This window comes from Salinicola sp. RZ23 (assembly GCF_003206675.1).
Lineage (GTDB): Bacteria > Pseudomonadota > Gammaproteobacteria > Pseudomonadales > Halomonadaceae > Salinicola > Salinicola endophyticus.
Genome location: NZ_PZJK01000003.1, coordinates 26782 through 43368 on the forward strand (window position 1 = coordinate 26782; position 16587 = coordinate 43368).

The 16587-nt window shown below is 66.6% G+C and carries 14 protein-coding genes; 12 read left to right on the forward strand and 2 right to left on the reverse strand.

What is annotated here, in order from left to right:
• Positions 1-111 precede the first annotated feature (111 nt).
• Positions 112-1395 (forward strand): TRAP transporter large permease, encoded by a 1284-nt coding sequence (locus DOM67_RS02365; RefSeq protein ID WP_110674078.1) that lies wholly within the window; start codon positions 112-114, stop codon positions 1393-1395.
• 303 nt (positions 1396-1698) lie between these two features.
• On the opposite strand, the gene dctP is transcribed toward DOM67_RS02365, so the two are convergent.
• Together dctP and thiD are read right to left on the reverse strand one after the other, a co-directional pair.
• Complete coding sequence (dctP, locus tag DOM67_RS02370; protein ID WP_110674079.1) at positions 1699-2742, reverse strand: TRAP transporter substrate-binding protein DctP; 1044 nt, start codon at positions 2740-2742, stop codon at positions 1699-1701.
• Between the two features lie 224 nt (positions 2743-2966).
• Positions 2967-3812: a bifunctional hydroxymethylpyrimidine kinase/phosphomethylpyrimidine kinase gene (gene thiD / locus DOM67_RS02375; protein ID WP_110674080.1), complete on the reverse strand. Its 846-nt coding sequence runs from the start codon at positions 3810-3812 to the stop codon at positions 2967-2969.
• Between the two features lie 355 nt (positions 3813-4167).
• On the opposite strand from thiD, the gene DOM67_RS02380 reads away from it, so the two are divergent.
• The 11 genes from DOM67_RS02380 (at position 4168) to nuoL (ending at position 16536) form a co-directional block, all read left to right on the forward strand.
• Positions 4168-4623 (forward strand): NADH-quinone oxidoreductase subunit A, encoded by a 456-nt coding sequence (locus DOM67_RS02380; protein WP_110674081.1) that lies wholly within the window; start codon positions 4168-4170, stop codon positions 4621-4623.
• 116 nt (positions 4624-4739) lie between these two features.
• A complete protein-coding gene (locus DOM67_RS02385; protein ID WP_035476123.1) occupies positions 4740-5417 on the forward strand; it encodes an NADH-quinone oxidoreductase subunit B in 678 nt (225 codons plus the stop codon).
• A gap of 88 nt (positions 5418-5505) precedes the next feature.
• Positions 5506-7287 (forward strand): NADH-quinone oxidoreductase subunit C/D, encoded by a 1782-nt coding sequence (nuoC, locus tag DOM67_RS02390; RefSeq protein ID WP_110674082.1) that lies wholly within the window; start codon positions 5506-5508, stop codon positions 7285-7287.
• 19 nt (positions 7288-7306) lie between these two features.
• The gene (gene nuoE / locus DOM67_RS02395) at positions 7307-7810 is read left to right on the forward strand and encodes an NADH-quinone oxidoreductase subunit NuoE (protein WP_110674083.1); all 504 of its coding nucleotides are present in this window, start codon (positions 7307-7309) and stop codon (positions 7808-7810) included.
• Between the two features lie 31 nt (positions 7811-7841).
• A complete protein-coding gene (gene nuoF / locus DOM67_RS02400) occupies positions 7842-9182 on the forward strand; it encodes an NADH-quinone oxidoreductase subunit NuoF (RefSeq protein ID WP_110674084.1) in 1341 nt (446 codons plus the stop codon).
• Positions 9183-9197: 15 nt separating this feature from the next.
• Positions 9198-11987 carry an NADH-quinone oxidoreductase subunit NuoG gene (gene nuoG, locus DOM67_RS02405; RefSeq protein WP_110674085.1) on the forward strand — a complete coding sequence of 930 codons (2790 nt, stop codon included), beginning with the start codon at positions 9198-9200 and terminating at the stop codon, positions 11985-11987.
• Positions 11984-12967, forward strand: a complete 984-nt coding sequence (nuoH, locus tag DOM67_RS02410; RefSeq protein ID WP_110674086.1) for an NADH-quinone oxidoreductase subunit NuoH — start codon at positions 11984-11986, stop codon at positions 12965-12967. Before nuoG ends, nuoH begins: the two co-directional genes overlap by 4 nt.
• Before the next feature lie 12 nt (positions 12968-12979).
• Positions 12980-13528 carry an NADH-quinone oxidoreductase subunit NuoI gene (gene nuoI / locus DOM67_RS02415; RefSeq protein WP_035476127.1) on the forward strand — a complete coding sequence of 183 codons (549 nt, stop codon included), beginning with the start codon at positions 12980-12982 and terminating at the stop codon, positions 13526-13528.
• Positions 13529-13724: 196 nt separating this feature from the next.
• The gene (gene nuoJ, locus DOM67_RS02420) at positions 13725-14369 is read left to right on the forward strand and encodes an NADH-quinone oxidoreductase subunit J (protein ID WP_110674087.1); all 645 of its coding nucleotides are present in this window, start codon (positions 13725-13727) and stop codon (positions 14367-14369) included.
• Positions 14366-14674: an NADH-quinone oxidoreductase subunit NuoK gene (gene nuoK, locus DOM67_RS02425; protein WP_035476129.1), complete on the forward strand. Its 309-nt coding sequence runs from the start codon at positions 14366-14368 to the stop codon at positions 14672-14674. The genes nuoJ and nuoK overlap by 4 nt, the downstream gene beginning before the upstream one ends.
• Positions 14671-16536 (forward strand): NADH-quinone oxidoreductase subunit L, encoded by a 1866-nt coding sequence (gene nuoL / locus DOM67_RS02430; protein ID WP_110674088.1) that lies wholly within the window; start codon positions 14671-14673, stop codon positions 16534-16536. Before nuoK ends, nuoL begins: the two co-directional genes overlap by 4 nt.
• Positions 16537-16587 lie beyond the last annotated feature (51 nt).

The window sequence follows — 16587 nt, forward strand, 5'->3', positions numbered from 1 at the left end:
GCACGGGAACGGGCATGCCGCGAGGCATCAGGCCGCCCCCGCGCCGGCCGCGACGATGACGATGCCAATGCCGACCACGCCAATAATGACAATCGAAGAAGGATGCCTCTCATGCTGATGGGATTAGGCTTGATCATGCTGGTGCTGCTACTGCTGGGCTTCCCCATGATGGTGCCGCTGGCAGCCGGCACGCTCTACATGATGTTCACCGGCATGACGTTCTTCGGCCCCGACCAGGCGGTCAGCTGGATGATCAGCGGCGTCGGCAGCTGGGTGCTGGCGGCGGTGCCGATGTTCATCTTTGCCGCGGATATCCTGACCAAGGGGCACACCGCCAATCGTCTGCTCGACGTGGTCGATGCCTTCACCCGGCATCTGCGCGGCGGCCTGCCGATCACCACCGCGGCTTCCTGCGCCCTGTTCGGCGCAGTCTCCGGCTCGACCCAGGCGACGGTGGTGGCGATGGGCGGGCCGATGCGCCCGCGGCTGTTGAAGAAGGGCTACTCGGACGACTTCACCCTGGCCCTGATCATCAATGCCAGCGACATCGCGCTGCTGATCCCACCGAGTATCGGCTTCATCATCTATGGCGTGGCGATGCAGACCTCGATCGGCGATCTGTTCCTCGCCGGTATCCTGCCGGGGCTGCTGATCCTGGCTCTGTTCGCGCTCTACTGCTGGATCGACTCGCGGATCAAGGGGATCGAGCCCGAGCCCAAGGCGAGCTGGGGCGAACGCGCCCAGGCGCTGAAGCGGGTGATCCTGCCCATGGGCTTCCCGCTGCTGGTGGTGGGCGGCATCTACGGCGGCTTCTTCAGTGCGGTAGAAGCGTCGGCGGTGGCGGTGGCCTATGCGCTGCTGCTGGAGGTGGTGATCTATCGTCAGGTGTCGATTCGCGATCTCGGCAGCATTGCGCTCTCCACCGGCCTGATCACCGCGGTGGTGTTCATCCTGGTGGCGATCGGTGCCGCCTTCTCCCAGGCGCTGGCGACCGCCGGGGTGCCGAACCAGATTCTCGGGCCGCTGATCGCCTCGATCGGCGACAACCAGTTTCTGGCGCTGCTGTTGATCGCCGCGGCGTTCTTCGTCGGCTGCATGTTCGTCGACCCGATCGTGGTGATTCTGATCCTGGTGCCGATCTTCAAGCCGCTGGTGCAGTCCGCCGGGCTCGATCCGATTCATGTCGGCGTGATCGTCACCCTGCAGGCGGCGATCGGCTCGGCGACGCCGCCCTTCGGCTGCGATATCTTCACCGCCATCGCGGTGTTCCGGCGTCCCTACATCGATGTGATCCGCGGCACGCCGCCGTTCATCGTCATTCTGCTGCTGGCGACGCTGATCCTGATCGCCTTCCCCGAGATTTCGCTGCTGCTGCCGTCGCTTGGCGGTGACTAAGGGGTCAGGGGGAAGTCGCCGTGTCCGGCAGGCGCCGGGCACGGCGCACCCCTGAGGGGCTCTCTCGATCGACCGGCCCCAGGCGGCCCGACCCGGCAGCAAGGGCGCCCGGGCGGGGAGACAGGGCGAGCCTGAGGCCGGCGCGGGGGCTGCGGAGATACAGGGGGAGTCAGCAGGATGAGATGGTAAGCTGAGGCCGCAGGAAAAGCGCCCCGCCAGCATGATGCTGGCGGGGCGCTTTCGGTTTCGGCTTGCAGAGTAGCGAGGGCCGGGCGCTCAGGCGAGCGCCCGGCGACGGGTCGATCAGTTGCTCTGGCTGTCGCCGTCCGACTTGTCGCCGCGCGCTTTTTCCTGCTCGAGCAGAATGTCCAGCGCCTTGCCACCACGCTCGCCGACCAGATTGACGAAGTCGTCGCGGATCGGCTTGGCGAGCTTGCGGAACTCGTCGCGCTGCGCCTGATCGAGACGAATGATCTTGATGTCACTCTTGTCTTCGATGGTCTTTAGACGATCCTGGTTGAGCTGCTTCTGGATCTCGTCACCTTTCTTGACCATCTCGTGGATGGTGGTGTCGAGCAGCTTGCGCTGATCGTCGGAGAGGCCGTCGTACCAATCTTCGTTGGCGATCAGGTTGGCGATGAACTGCGACTGCTCGGCGAAGATCATGTAATCCTGAACTTCGTAGAAGCCCATGTTCTCGTGTGCCCAGACCGGCTGGATGTTGCCCTCGGCCTGACCCTGCTGCAGGGCGCTGTAGAGCTCGCCGTAGGCGATGGTGATGGGCGAGGCACCGTAGGCCTGATAGGTCGCGCGCAGCAGGCTGTTGTCCATCACTCGGATCTGCAGCCCCTTCATGTCCGCCGGGGTGTGGATGGCCTTGTTGGCGGTCCACACCTGATAGCCCTCGGGCAGTGCCGCCAACGGTACCAGCCCGCGTGTGCGGAAGGACTGCTGCCAGGCATCGCTCTTCATGAAGGCGTCGGAGTTGAGGATCTCGGCCGTCTCCAACTGGTCGTTGGGCATGACGTAGTTGAGGCTCATCAACTGGCTCTCGGGCACCGTGCCGCCGAGGAAGCCCGAGCCGAAGGAGAGCGGGATGGAGCCGTTCTGGATGGCGTCGTAGAGCGTCGAGTAGCTCGACCCCCAGACGCCGTAGGGCAGGATCTGTACGGTGATATCACCGTCGCTCTTCTTTTCGATGAGCTGCTTGAAAGCCTGCGCGTATTCGTACTGCACGCTGCCTTCCGTCTCTTCGAGGCCGAACCGCCAGGTGTCGGCGAGGGCTACCGAAGCGCTGCCCATCATGCTCAGGGCAAGAATACCGGTGGCGATCTGTCGCGTTTGCATACGGATACCTCAAGTAGGTCGTTGTATTTAATCGTTCTTTCAATCCCATTTCAGAAGATAACAGGAAGCCCGGAGTGTCAAATTGCGTGACGCCAAGGTGGCTTCCCGTGATCGCGCCGTTTCACTGTATCACGTTAGCCGTTATCTGCCGGTCGTGCCCGGTGACCCCCTCGGGGCGTGCCACGGCGTCCGAATCCGGCGTTACCACCAGGCGTGAAAAGACGTTACCACCAGGCGTGGAAATGGTGCGGCGGCCCCTTGCCTTGACCCACGTCGAGACGCTCGCCCGCCGCCAGGGCCGCGTACAGCCACTGCTTTGCGGCCTCGATGGCGCTCTCCACCCGGGTCTCCGGGCAGGCCGTCGCGAGCTCACCTGTCGTGCTCGCCCGGGCCAGCTCGGCGGCGATCGCCGAGGAGAGGGCGCAGCCAGCGCCATGCAGGTTGCGCGTCTCCAGCCGCGGGGCGTCGAGCCAGCGGCTGCCGTGGGGTGTCCATAGCAGGTCGGGGCAGCGCGCCTGGGCCAGGTGGCCACCCTTGAGCAGGCCATAGGGGGCGCCGAGCGCGGCCAGCTCGTCGAGCAGCGCCTCCATGTCCGCGGCCGAGCGCGGTGTGTCGCGGCCGAGCAGGGCGGCGGCTTCCGGTAGGTTGGGGGTGATCACGTCGGCCAGCGGTACCAGGATGTCGCGTACCGCGGCCAGCCCGGCGTCGTCGACCAGGCGGTCGCCGCTCTTGGCCACCATCACCGGATCGAGCACGATCCAGCGCGGGCGTCGTGCGGCGAGCCCGGCGGCCAGGGTTTCGGCCACCTCGCGGCTGGTGACCATGCCGATCTTGACCGCGTCGATGGCGACGTCGTCGAGCAGGTTGTCGAGCTGGGTGCGGATCATCGTCGCGGAGACCGGCTCCACCCGCGCGACGCCACAGGTGTTCTGGGCGATGACCGCAGTGATCACGCTGGTGGCGTAGGCACCGAGGGCGGAAAAGGTCTTGATGTCAGCCTGCAGACCGGCACCGCCGGAGGGGTCGGAGCCGGCGATGGTGAGGACATTGGGAGGGCGGGAAAAAAGCATGTCGGGTCGTTGCAACAGTGGCTAAAAGGTCTAGCCTAAGGTAAAGCAAATCGCGGCATGGCCGATAGATCGCTTGTTCCCGGAGTCTGTCGTCCAGAGCATGCGCCGACGCAAGGGCGTGCCCACCAGCGTCACCAGCCGTACCGTGATGGCCGCCGTCGAGGCGTGCTCGAGTCGTTTGCGAGGTCTTTTGACAGTTTTGCAATTGGACGAATTAGCAAGCTGACGCCACCGTGGAATGGGCGTAAAGTAGTAAAATTACGAACACGCACGTGCTTGCCCGCGCGCCGTTCGGTCAGTCATATCACCCCGCCATTGCCGGCGTGTGCCGCATGGCCTTCGTGTGAGGGAGCACATGTCCGACCAAGTCACCGCCTGGATCGCTGAATATTGGGCCACGGGGCTTTTCGTGGTCGCGGTCATCGCACTGTGTGGCTTCATGATCGGTGCCGCCAGCCTGCTCGGTGGCAAGAGTCACGGACGCAGCAAATCCCTCCCGTTCGAATCCGGCATCGTCGGTACCGGCAGTGCGCGCCAGCGCTTCTCGGTCAAGTTCTACCTCGTCGCCATGCTCTTCGTGATTTTCGATATCGAGGCCGTCTACCTGTTCGGCTGGGCCGTCTCCGTGCGTGAGGTGGGCTGGACGGGATTCGCCGCGGCGGCGGTATTCATCCTCATTCTACTGGCAGGCCTGGTCTACGACGCCCGCGTCGGCGCCCTCGACTGGGCGCCGCGCAAGCGTGGGCGCGAAGACGCGCCGCGTGCCCGCGAGCTGTCTGCCGTGCCCGGTGCCGAGCGCCATGCGCGCTGAACCGGGCGAGAACGACCGCGTGAACGGTCGTCGATCAACGATTATTCGGCATGCCGGCGTCCTGACCGGCCGACATGCCCATGACCGCTACTTTATCTGGCTTGTCGAGGCTGACCATGCAATACACCCTGACCCGAGCGGAGGGAGGCGACACCGCGTCTGATCGCTATCCTCTCGATCAACGCCAACGCGTCGACGACCCCATGCGTGAACAGGTTCATCGCAACGTGTTCATGGGCAAGCTCGAAGACGTCCTCAACTCGGCGGTGAACTGGGGCCGCAAGAACTCGCTGTGGCCCTACAACTTCGGCCTCTCCTGCTGCTACGTGGAGATGACCACGGCATTCACCGCGCCCCACGACGTCGCCCGTTTCGGCGCCGAGGTCATTCGTGCCTCCCCGCGCCAGGCCGACTTCATGGTCATCGCCGGTACCTGCTTCATCAAGATGGCGCCCGTCATCCAGCAGCTCTACGACCAGATGCTCGAGCCCAAGTGGGTCATCTCGATGGGCTCCTGCGCCAACTCCGGCGGCATGTACGACATCTATTCGGTGGTTCAGGGTGTGGACAAGTTCCTGCCCATCGATGTCTATGTGCCCGGCTGCCCGCCCCGCCCGGAGGCCTTCCTGCAAGGGCTGCAGCTGCTCCAGGACTCGATCCAGGAAGAGCGGCGCCCGCTCTCCTGGGTGGTTGGCGACCAGGGCGTCTACCGCGCGGAGATGCCCTCCCAGCGCGAGAAGCATCGCGACCGGCGGATTGCGGTCAAGGAGCTGCGGACCCCGGACGGCATCTAGGCGACGCCTGGCGTGCATCACTGACGCTGATTTTCGTGGCCATCGCTGAGATGACCGTTGGTTGATCTATCTACCGGGACCGCCTGCCATGACCGCAGCCGATGACACCATGAATTCCCGTGCCACCGCGCCCGCCGCCGACGTGGTGGCGGAGCTTTGCCGGCACTTCGGCGACGCCGTGTTCACGCCGCAGGAGACGCTCACCGGCATGCCGGTGGTCTGGGTCGCCCGCGAGCGCCTGCGCGAGGTGCTCGAGCGCCTGCGCCGGCTCGAGGGTCCGTTCTCGATGCTCTTCGACCTGAGCGCGGTCGACGAGCGTCTGCGCACTCACCGCCGCGGCCTGCCGCCGGCGGACTTCACCGTCTTCTACCAGCTGCTCTCGGTGGAGCGTAACGCCGACATCATGCTCAAGGTGGCGCTCTCCGAGCGCGATCTGACGCTGCCCTCGATCAGCGATATCTTCCTCAACGCCAACTGGTACGAGCGCGAGGTCTTCGACCTTTTCGGTATCCACTTCAGCGGCCACCCGCATCTGACCCGGATCATGATGCCGCCGACCTGGAGCGGCCATCCGCTGCGCAAGGACTACTCTGCCCGCGCCACCGAGTTCGACCCCTATACCCTGACCGTCAAGGGCCAGGAGGTGGAGCAGGAGGCGCTGCGCTTCGACCCCGAGGCGTGGGGCATGCGGCGCCAGGGCGAAGAGACCGAGTTCATGTTCCTGAACCTCGGGCCCAACCACCCCTCGGCCCACGGTGCCTTCCGCATCGTGCTGCAGCTCGACGGCGAGGAGGTGGTCGACTGCGTGCCGGACATCGGCTATCACCACCGCGGTGCCGAGAAGATGGCCGAGCGCCAGTCGTGGCACAGCTTCATCCCCTATACCGACCGTATCGACTACACCGGCGGGGTGATGAACAACCTGCCCTACGTGCTGGCGGTGGAGAAGCTGGCCGGCATCACCGTCACCGATCGCGCCAAGACCATCCGCGTGATGATGGCGGAGATGTTCCGCATCAACAGCCACCTGCTGTTCCTGGGGACCTATCTGCAGGATCTGGGGGCGATGACCCCGGTCTTCTTCACCTTCACCGACCGCCAGAAGGCCTACGAGGTGATCGAGGCGATCACCGGGTTCCGCATGCACCCGGCGTGGTATCGCATCGGCGGTACCGCCCACGACCTGCCCCAGGGCTGGGACAAACTGGTGCAGGGCTTCGTCGACTGGATGCCCAAGCGTCTGGCCGAGTACGAGAAGGCGATGATGGACAACGCCATCGTGCGCGACCGCACCCGCTTCGTCGCTGCCTTCAATACCCGCGAGGCGCTCGACTGGGGCGTTACCGGCCCCAATCTGCGGGCCACCGGTCTCGACTTCGACCTGCGCAAGAAGCGTCCCTACTCCGGCTACGAGAACTTCGACTTCGAGGTGCCCACGGCGGCCAATGGCGATGCCTTCGACCGCGGCATGATGCGGATCGAGGAGATGCGCCAGAGCGTGCGCATCCTCAAGCAGTGCATCGATCACATGCCCGCCGGCGACTACAAGGCGGACCATCCGCTGACCACGCCGCCGCCGCGGGAAAAGATGCTGCAGCACATCGAGACCCTGATCACCCACTTTCTGCAGGTCTCGTGGGGCCCGGTGCTGCCGGCCAACGAATCCTTCCAGATGATCGAGGCGACCAAGGGCATCAACAGCTACTACCTGACCAGCGACGGCAGCACCATGAGCTACCGCACCCGGATTCGCACGCCGAGCTTCCCCCATCTGCAGCAGATTCCGGCGGTGATGCGCGGTGGTTTCGTGCCGGACCTGATCGCGCATCTGGGCAGTATCGACTTCGTCATGGCCGACGTGGATCGGTGAGGCCGCTGGAGAGACCGTTATGACGCAAAATACAGCCACCATCGCCAGCGACGCCTTCGCCCTCGACCCCGCCGACCGTGCGGCGATCCTCGAGGAGCGGGCGCACTACCCCTATCCGCAGGCGGCCAGCATCGGGGCGCTCAAGATCGTCCAGCAGCGCCACGGCTACGTGCCCGACGGCGCGATCCCGGCGATCGCCGAGACCCTGGGCATCGGGGTCGCCGACGTCGAGGGCGTGGCCACTTTCTACAGCCTGATCTTCCGTCAGCCGGTGGGGCGCCACGTGATCCTGGTCTGCGACAGCAGCTCGTGCTTTCTCACCGACTACGAGCAGCTGCGCGACGCGCTGATCGACCACCTTGGCATCCAGATGGGCCAGACCACGGCGGACGGGCGTTTCACCCTGCTGCCGGTGTGCTGCCTGGGGGCCTGCGACCGCGGGCCGACGCTGCTGATCGGCGAGGACCTGCACGGCCCGGTCACCCCCGAGGCGCTGCCGGCCCTGCTGGAGGCCTACGCATGAGCCCGATGCCCAAGACGCGGGAGAATCCGAGATGAGCCGCATTCTGCAGCCGGCCAGCGAACGCCGTGCCGAGACCCATCCGCTGACCTGGCGTCTGCACGACGACGCCAGCCCAGTGCTGTTGGCCGAGTATCGCGATACCGGCGGCTACGCCGCGGTGGCCAAGGCGCTGGAACAGCACACCTACGAGAGCCTCACTGCCGAGGTGAAGAGTGCCAACCTGCGAGGGCGCGGCGGCGCCGGCTTCTCCGCCGGCATGAAGTGGAGCCTGACCGCCAAGGGCGACGACGTGCCGCGCGGCTATATCGTCTGCAACGCCGACGAAATGGAGCCGGGCACCTTCAAGGATCGCCTGCTGATGGAGCAGCAGCCGCACCTGCTGATCGAAGGCATGATCCTGGCCGGCTACGCCAACCGCTCGAAGCAGGGCTATATCTTCCTGCGCGGCGAGTATCACCGCGCTGCCGCCTCGATCCTGCGCGCGCTCGACGACGCGCGGGCCGATGGCTGGCTGGGCGCAGACGTTCGCGGCAGCGGTTGGGACTTCGATATCGCCCTGCACACCGGTGCCGGGCGCTATATCTGCGGCGAAGAGACCGCGCTGATCAACTCGCTGGAGGGCAAGCGCGCCAACCCGCGGGCCAAGCCGCCCTTCCCGGGGCAGTCCGGCGCCTGGGGGCTGCCCACCGTGGTCAACAACGTCGAGACCCTGTGCAACGTGCCGGGCATCGTCAACCACGGCGCCGACTGGTTCCAGGCGCTCTCCGGCGAGCGCAGCAGTGACGGCGGTACCAAGCTCTACGGCGCTTCGGGCAAGGTCCAGCACCCGGGGCTGTGGGAGCTGCCGATGGGTACCACCGGGCGTGAGCTGTTCGAGCTCGCCGGTGGCATGCGCGATGGACTCACGCTCAAGAGCTGGCTCCCCGGTGGTGGCAGTACCGGCTTTCTGCTGCCGGAGCACCTCGATCTGGCGCTCGACTTCGACACCATCGGCAAGACCGGCAGCCGCCTCGGCACCGGGTTGATCACCGTGGTTGCCGACGACCAGAGCATGGTCTCGTTGACCCGCAACCTGGAGGAGTTCTTCGCCCGCGAGTCCTGCGGCTGGTGCACCCCGTGCCGCGACGGCCTGCCGTGGAGCGTCAAGCTGCTGCGCGCGCTGGAGGCGGGTGCGGGCGAGCCCGGCGATATCGAGCTGCTCGAGCAGATGGCGCGGGACCTGGGCCCCGGCAAGACCTTCTGCGCTCATGCGCCAGGCGCGGCGATGCCGCTTTCCTCGGCGATCCACTATTTCCGTGACGAGTTCGAGCGCGGCATCACCCGGCCCCGGGGCGAAGCGCACGCGGACCCGATTCCGGTCGGCAGCATCTAGGAGGCGCGTGACGCTATGGCCATCATTCATGTCGACGGCAACGACTACGAGGTCGAAGACAGCGACAACCTGCTCCACGCCTGTCTCTCGCTGGGCCTGGACATCCCCTATTTCTGCTGGCATCCGGCGATGGGCAGCGTGGGGGCCTGCCGCCAGTGTGCGGTGAAACAGTACAAGGACGCCGACGACACCCGCGGCATGCTGGTGATGTCGTGCATGGCGCCGGTGAAGGATGACGCCTATATCTCGATCGACGACGAGGAGGCCAAGGCCTTCCGCGAGACGGTGATCGAGTGGCTGATGGTCAACCACCCGCACGACTGCCCGGTGTGCGAGGAGGGCGGCCACTGCCACCTGCAGGACATGACGGTGATGACCGGCCACGACCGGCGCCGCTACCGCTTTCGCAAGCGCACCCACCGTAACCAGTACCTGGGGCCCTTCGTCGCCCACGAGATGAACCGCTGCATCACCTGCTACCGCTGCGTGCGCTTCTACAAGGACTACGCCGGCGGCGAGGATCTCGGCGCCTTCGGTGCCCACGACAACGTCTATTTCGGGCGCTATGAAGAGGGCACCCTGGAGAGCGAGTTCTCCGGCAACCTCACCGAGGTGTGCCCGACCGGGGTGTTCACCGACCAGACCCACTCCGATCACTACACCCGCAAGTGGGATCTGCAGTTCGCCCCCAGCATCTGTCATCAGTGCGCCAGCGGCTGCAACATCAGCCCCGGCGAGCGCTACGGTGATATCCGGCGCATCGAGAATCGCTACAACGGTGACGTCAACCGCTACTTCCTGTGCGACCGCGGTCGCTTCGGTTACGGCTACGTCAACCGCAAGGATCGTCCGACCCGGCCCGAGCTGTTCCAGCGCAGCCAGCGCGGCGTTGCCGCCCAGGGCGTGACCCTGATGGAGGTCGACGAAGCGCTCGACCGTGCCGCCGACGCGCTGCGCGGCGCCACCCGTCTGATCGGTATCGGCTCGCCCCGGGCCAGTCTCGAGAGCAACCACCGCCTGCGCGAGCTGGTCGGTGCGGATCGCTTCTCCACCGGTATCGAGGCCGGTGAGCTCGAGCGGCTGCGGCGCATGGAAGCGCTCAACCGCGACAGCGGCGTGGCCACGCCGAGCCTGCGCGAGATCGAAGCGTGCGATGCGGTGCTGGTGCTGGGCGAGGACCTGCTGCAGAGCGCCGCGCGACTCGCGCTGTCGGTGCGCCAGGCGGTGCGCGGCAAGGGCGTCGAGCTGGGCGCCGAGCGCGGCATCCCCGAGTGGAACGCCGAGGCGGTCAAGACCATTGCCCAGGACGCGGCCCATCCGCTGTTCCTGGCCACCCCGGAAGCGACCAAGCTCGATGCCATCGCCACCCGCACCCGGCGTGCGGCACCCGACGACATCGCGCGGCTGGGCTTCGCCGTGGCCCACGACCTCGACCCCACCGCACCGGCGGTGGAGGGACTCGATGACGATACCCAGGCCCTGGTCGGTGAGATCGCCGATGCGCTGCTGGCCGCCGAGCGGCCGCTGGTGATCGCCGGTGAGGCGCTCGCCTCGCTGGCGGTGATCGAGGCCGCGGGCAACGTGGCCCGGGCCCTGGCGCGGCGGCAGAAAGCCGGCGCCGGGCTCACCCTGGTACGCCGCGAGGCCAACAGTGTCGGCCTCGGCATGCTCGGCGGCGAGTCCCTGGACTGGGCCCTGGCCCAGCTCGAGCAGGGCGATGCCGACGGCGTGGTGATCCTGGAGAACGATCTCTATGCGCGGCTGCCGGCGGCGAAGATCGGCGCCGCACTGGATCGGGCCAGCGCGGTGGTGGTGATCGACCACCAGCGCACCCCGACCTGGGAGCAGGCCGACATCGGCCTGCCGGCGGGTACCTTTGCCGAGAGCGATGGCACCCTGGTCAGCCTGGAAGGCCGCGCCCAGCGCTTCTACCAGGTCTTCGACCCGAGCTATTTGCGTCCCGATACGCGCATCCGCGAGAGCTGGCGCTGGCTGCACGCGCTGCAGGCGACCCTCGAGCGCCAGCCGGTGACCACGATACTGCTCGACGATCTGACCGAGGCGGTTGCCGGCGATATGGCCGCCTTCGCTCCGCTGCACCACGCCATGCCCGAGGCCCAGTTCCGTATCCACGGTCTCAAGCTGGCGCGTGAACCGCACCGCTACAGCGGGCGCACCTCCATGCGCGCCAACCTGGATGTCAACGAGCCGCGGGCGCCGGTGGATCTGGATACCCCCTTCGCGTTCTCGATGGAGGGCTACGCCGGCTACCGCGAGCCGCGCCGCGAGGTGCCTTTCGCCTGGGCCCCGGGCTGGAACTCGCCGCAGGCGTGGAACAAGTTCCAGGACGAGGTCGGTGGCCACCTGCGCGCCGGCGACCCGGGCGTGCGACTGTTCCGGGATGCGGCTGCGACCCGCGATGAGGCGAGCTACTGTGACCGGATCCCCGCGGCCTTCGCCCCGCGCGACGGCGAGTGGCAGATGATCGCACTGCCGCAGCTGTTCGGCGGCGACGAGACCTCGCGCCGCGCCGAGCCGATCCAGGCGCGCATGGCGCCGCCGGCGGTGACGCTGAACGACGACGACGCCGCGGCGCTGGGCATTGCCGCCGGCGACCCGGTGGCGGTGAGCCTCGACGACACCCGGGTCACGCTGCCGGCACAGCTCGGACGTGACCTGCCACGGGGCCTGGTGGCACTGCCCCAGGGCACGCTCGAGCCGCTGGTGGGGGCGTTGCCCGCCGCGCTTGGCTGGGGGCGTATCGCCCTCGACACCTCGGCCGCTGATGGGGAGGCGCGCGCATGAGCTGGTGGACACCTCAGGTCGAGGCGAGCCTGATCGCGGTCATCCAGGCGGTGGTGATCCTGCTCGCGGTGGTGATCTCCGGGGCGCTGCTGAGCATGATCGAGCGGCGTCTGCTGGCGCTGTGGCAGGATCGCTACGGCCCCAACCGGGTCGGCCCCTTCGGGCTTCTGCAGATCGCCGCCGACATGCTCAAGATCTTCTTCAAGGAGGATTGGATCCCGCCGTTCGCCGATCGCACTTTCTTCGTGCTGGCGCCGGCCATCGCCATGGCGTCGCTGCTGCTGTCGTTCATGGTGATCCCGATCACCCCGAGCTGGGGCGTGGCGGATCTCAACATCGGTATCCTGTTCTTCTTCGCCATGGCCGGCATCAACGTCTATGCGGTGCTCTTCGCCGGTTGGGCCAGCGGCAACAAGTACGCCCTGCTGGGGGCGCTGCGCGCCTCGGCGCAGACGCTCTCCTACGAGGTCTTCATGGGCCTGGCGCTGATGGGCATCGTCGCCATGACCGGCTCGTTCAACATGCGCGACATCGTCAACGCTCAGGAGAGCCTGTGGTTCATCGTGCCGCAGTTCTTCGGTTTCTGTACCTTCGTCATCGCCGGCATCGCGGTCACCCACCGCCATCCGTTCGATCAGCCGGAGGCGGAGCAGGAGCTGGCCGACGGCTACCACATCGAGTATTCGGGGATGAAGTGGGGCATGTTCTTCGTCGGCGAGTACATCGGCATCGTGCTGATCTCGGCGCTGCTGGTGACGCTGTTCTTCGGCGGCTGGCACGGGCCGCTGCTGCCGCCGATCGTCTGGTTCCTGCTCAAGACGGTGTTCTTCGTCGTGCTGTTCGTGCTGCTGCGCGCGGCGCTGCCGCGGCCGCGCTACGACAAGGTGATGAGCTTCGGCTGGAAGGTCTGCCTGCCGCTGACGCTGATCAATCTGCTGGTTACCGGGGCGATGATTCTGCTCATCGACCCGAGCACATAAGGGAGGGAGCTCATGCTGAGTCAGATCAAGAAGATCGTCACCGGTACCGGGACGCAGCTGCGCACCCTGTGGATGGTGTTCAGCCACGCCTGGCGCAAGCGCGAGACGCTCTCGTACCCCGAGGAGCAGGTCTATCTGCCGCCGCGCTACCGCGGGCGTATCGTGCTCACCCGCGACCCCGACGGTGAGGAGCGCTGTGTTGCCTGCAACCTGTGTGCGGTGGCCTGCCCGGTGGCGTGCATTTCGCTGCAGAAGGGCGAACGCGACGACGGCCGCTGGTACCCGGAGTTCTTCCGCATCAACTTCTCGCGCTGCATCTTCTGCGGCATGTGCGAGGAGGCGTGTCCGACCTCGGCGATCCAGCTGACGCCGGACTTCGAGATGAGCGAGTTCAGACGTCAGGAGCTGGTCTACGAGAAGCAGGATCTGCTGATCGACGGACCGGGCAAGGATCACAACACCAACTTCTACCGGGTCGCCGGGCTGTCCATCGCAGGCAAGGACAAGGGGCAGGCGCAGAACGAGGCCGAGCCGATCGATGTGAAGTCGCTGCTGCCGTGAGAACTCAGGGTATGTACGAAAAGTCGGCGAGCGCAGACCGTTTCGTACAAAGCCTAGCCAGGCTCTGCTGCGGGTCGGCCTGCAGGCGTGGCGAGCCGCGATAGTGCCGCCGAGCGGGACGCTGCGGAACAGGCGAGAATCGGGTAGCCAGTGGGTCGGCCAGTGGGCCGGGTAGCCAGTTTGTCGGGAGAGAGTCATGCAACTCGCGTTTTACTTGAGCGGTCTGGTCGCGATTCTAGCGACCCTGCGCGTGGTCACCGGGACCCATCCGGTACACGCGCTGCTCTATCTGATCGTGTCGCTGATCAGCGTGGCGATGGTGTTCTTCGCCCTCGGCGCCCCCTTCGCCGGGGCGCTCGAGATCATCGTCTATGCCGGCGCGATCATGGTGCTGTTCGTGTTCGTGGTGATGATGCTCAACCTGGGCGAGTCGGCGGTGGAGCAGGAGCGCGCCTGGCTCGCGCCCAGACTGTGGGTGGGGCCGGCGGTGCTCGCCGGGGTGCTGCTGGTGGTGATGGTGGTGACCCTGGCACGTGGCGCCTATGACGGCACCATCAGCGGTGAGACGCTGACTGCCAAGATGGTCGGCATCACGCTGTTCGGCCCCTATCTGGTGGTGGTCGAGCTGGCGGCGATGCTGCTGCTGGCGGCGCTGGTGGCCGCCTCGCACCTGGGCCGCAGCGAGGCCCACGACGAGGCGGATCTGGCGCGCGAGCGCCAGCGTGAGCGGGCCGAGAAGATGGCGGCGGCCAACACGGCTTCCCACAACGCGGCGGCCAGCGCGCGGCCGGGCGCCGCGGCAGGCGACGAGACGGTGGATCGACAGGGGAGAGGGGCATGAGCGGCATACCCATGGAGCATGGCCTGCTACTGGCGGCGATTCTGTTCGTGCTGGGGCTGGCCGGATTGATGACGCGGCGTAACATGCTGTTCGTGCTGATGAGCCTGGAGATCATGATGAACGCCGCGGGCCTGGCGTTCATCGTCGGCGGTACCCACTGGCACCAGGCCGACGGCCAGGTGATGTTCCTGATGGTGATTACCCTGGCGGCGGCGGAAGCGAGCGTAGGGCTGGCGCTGCTGATGCAGCTCTACCGGCGCTTCAAGACTCTCGATATCGATGCGGCGAGCAGGTTGCGCGGATGAACCACTTCACAGACATATTGCTGACGGGCACCTTTCTCTTCCCGCTGCTGGGGGGCGTGATCCTGGCGCTCTCCTTCGGAAGCCTGAGCGAGCGCGCCAGCGCCACGGTCGGGGTGGTCTCGATCGGGCTCGCCGCGCTCTGCACCCTGGGGGTCGGTCTCGATTTCTACGACCACGGCGAGGCGGCGCACACGCTGACCCTATGGCACTGGATCTCGGTGGGCAATTTCCAGCCCACCGTGGGGCTGATGCTCGACGGCCTGTCGCTGACCATGCTCGGGGTGATCACCGGGGTCGGCTTCCTCATCCATCTGTTCGCCGCCTGGTACATGCGCGGCGAAGAGGGGGTGACGCGTTTCTTCTGCCACATGAACCTGTTCGTGTTCAGCATGATCCTGCTGGTGCTGGGCGACAACCTGCTGCTGCTCTACTTCGGCTGGGAGGGCGTGGGGCTGTGCAGCTATCTGCTGATCGGCTACTACTACCGCACTCCGGCCAACGGCTGGGCGGCGTTCAAGGCGTTCGTGATCACCCGTACCGGTGATGTCTTCCTCGCCATCGGCATGTTCCTGCTGTTCGTCCAGCTCGGTTCGCTCAACCTGCAGACGCTGCTGGCGCGGGCGCCGGAGCTGTGGGTCCAGGGCGACCCGATGGCGCAGCTGACGGCGCTGATGCTGCTCGGTGGCGCGGTGGGCAAGTCGGCCCAGCTACCGCTGCAGACCTGGCTCGCCGACGCCATGGCCGGCCCCACGCCGGTATCGGCGCTGATCCACGCGGCGACCATGGTCACCGCCGGGGTCTATCTGATCGCGCGCACCCACGGGCTGTTCGAGCTGGCCCCGGACGTGATGCTGCTGGTCGGCGTGATCGGGGCGCTGACACTGACGCTTGCCGGCTTCGCCGCCCTGGCGCAGACCGACATCAAACGCGTGCTCGCCTACTCGACCATGAGCCAGATCGGCTACATGTTCCTGGCGTTGGGCGTGGGCGCCTACAGCGCGGCGATCTTCCACCTGATGATTCACGCCTTCTTCAAGGCGCTGCTGTTCCTCTCCGCCGGCTCGGTGATCATCTGTACCCACCACGAGCAGGACATGCGCCGGCTCGGCGGGCTGTGGCGCAAGTTGCCGCTCACCTACGCCGGTTTCGTGGTGGGCGGGGCGGCGCTGGCGGCGCTGCCGCTGGTCTCCGCCGGCTTCTACAGCAAGGATGCGATCCTGGTCTCGGCGCTGGGCGCCGGACACTCGGTGCTGATGGCGGCGGGGGTGTTCGGTGCGCTGCTCACCTCGATCTACACCGTGCGCCTGATCCTCGGCACCTTCCACGGTCAGCCGAAGAGCGATCACGCCCGCGAGGCGCGCGCTGACAAGGGGCTGGTCCACGGTGTGCCGCTGGTGGTGCTGATCGTGCTGTCCACCGCGATCGGTGCCCAGATCACTCAGCCGCTGGGCAATGTGCTGCCGGCCGGTCCCAACACCGAGGGGGCCGGCGAACACATCCTCGAGCTGGTGGCCATGGCGGTGTCGGTCGGCGGCGTGCTGCTGGCGCTGTGGCTGTTCCGCCGCCGGCGCGATCTGATCCGGCGTGCGGTGGCCGATCGACGCGGCAACTGGCTGTGGCACTTCTGGCACGACGCCTGGGGATTCGATGCGCTCTACGACTGGCTGTTCGTGCGCCCTTATCGCGGCCTGGTACGGATCAACCGCGGCGACTGGATCAACTCGCTGTGCAATCTGCTGCCGTGGCTGGCGCGCCTCTCCCACGACGGACTGCGCCTGACCCAGACCGGACGGCTGCGCCACTACGCGGTATCGATGGTGCTCGGCGCCACGCTGCTGCTCGTCTATCTGCTGGTGGGGTGAGGCGATGCGCGTGCAGCAAGCAAGAGAGACGGGACGTTTGGCGGTGAACGC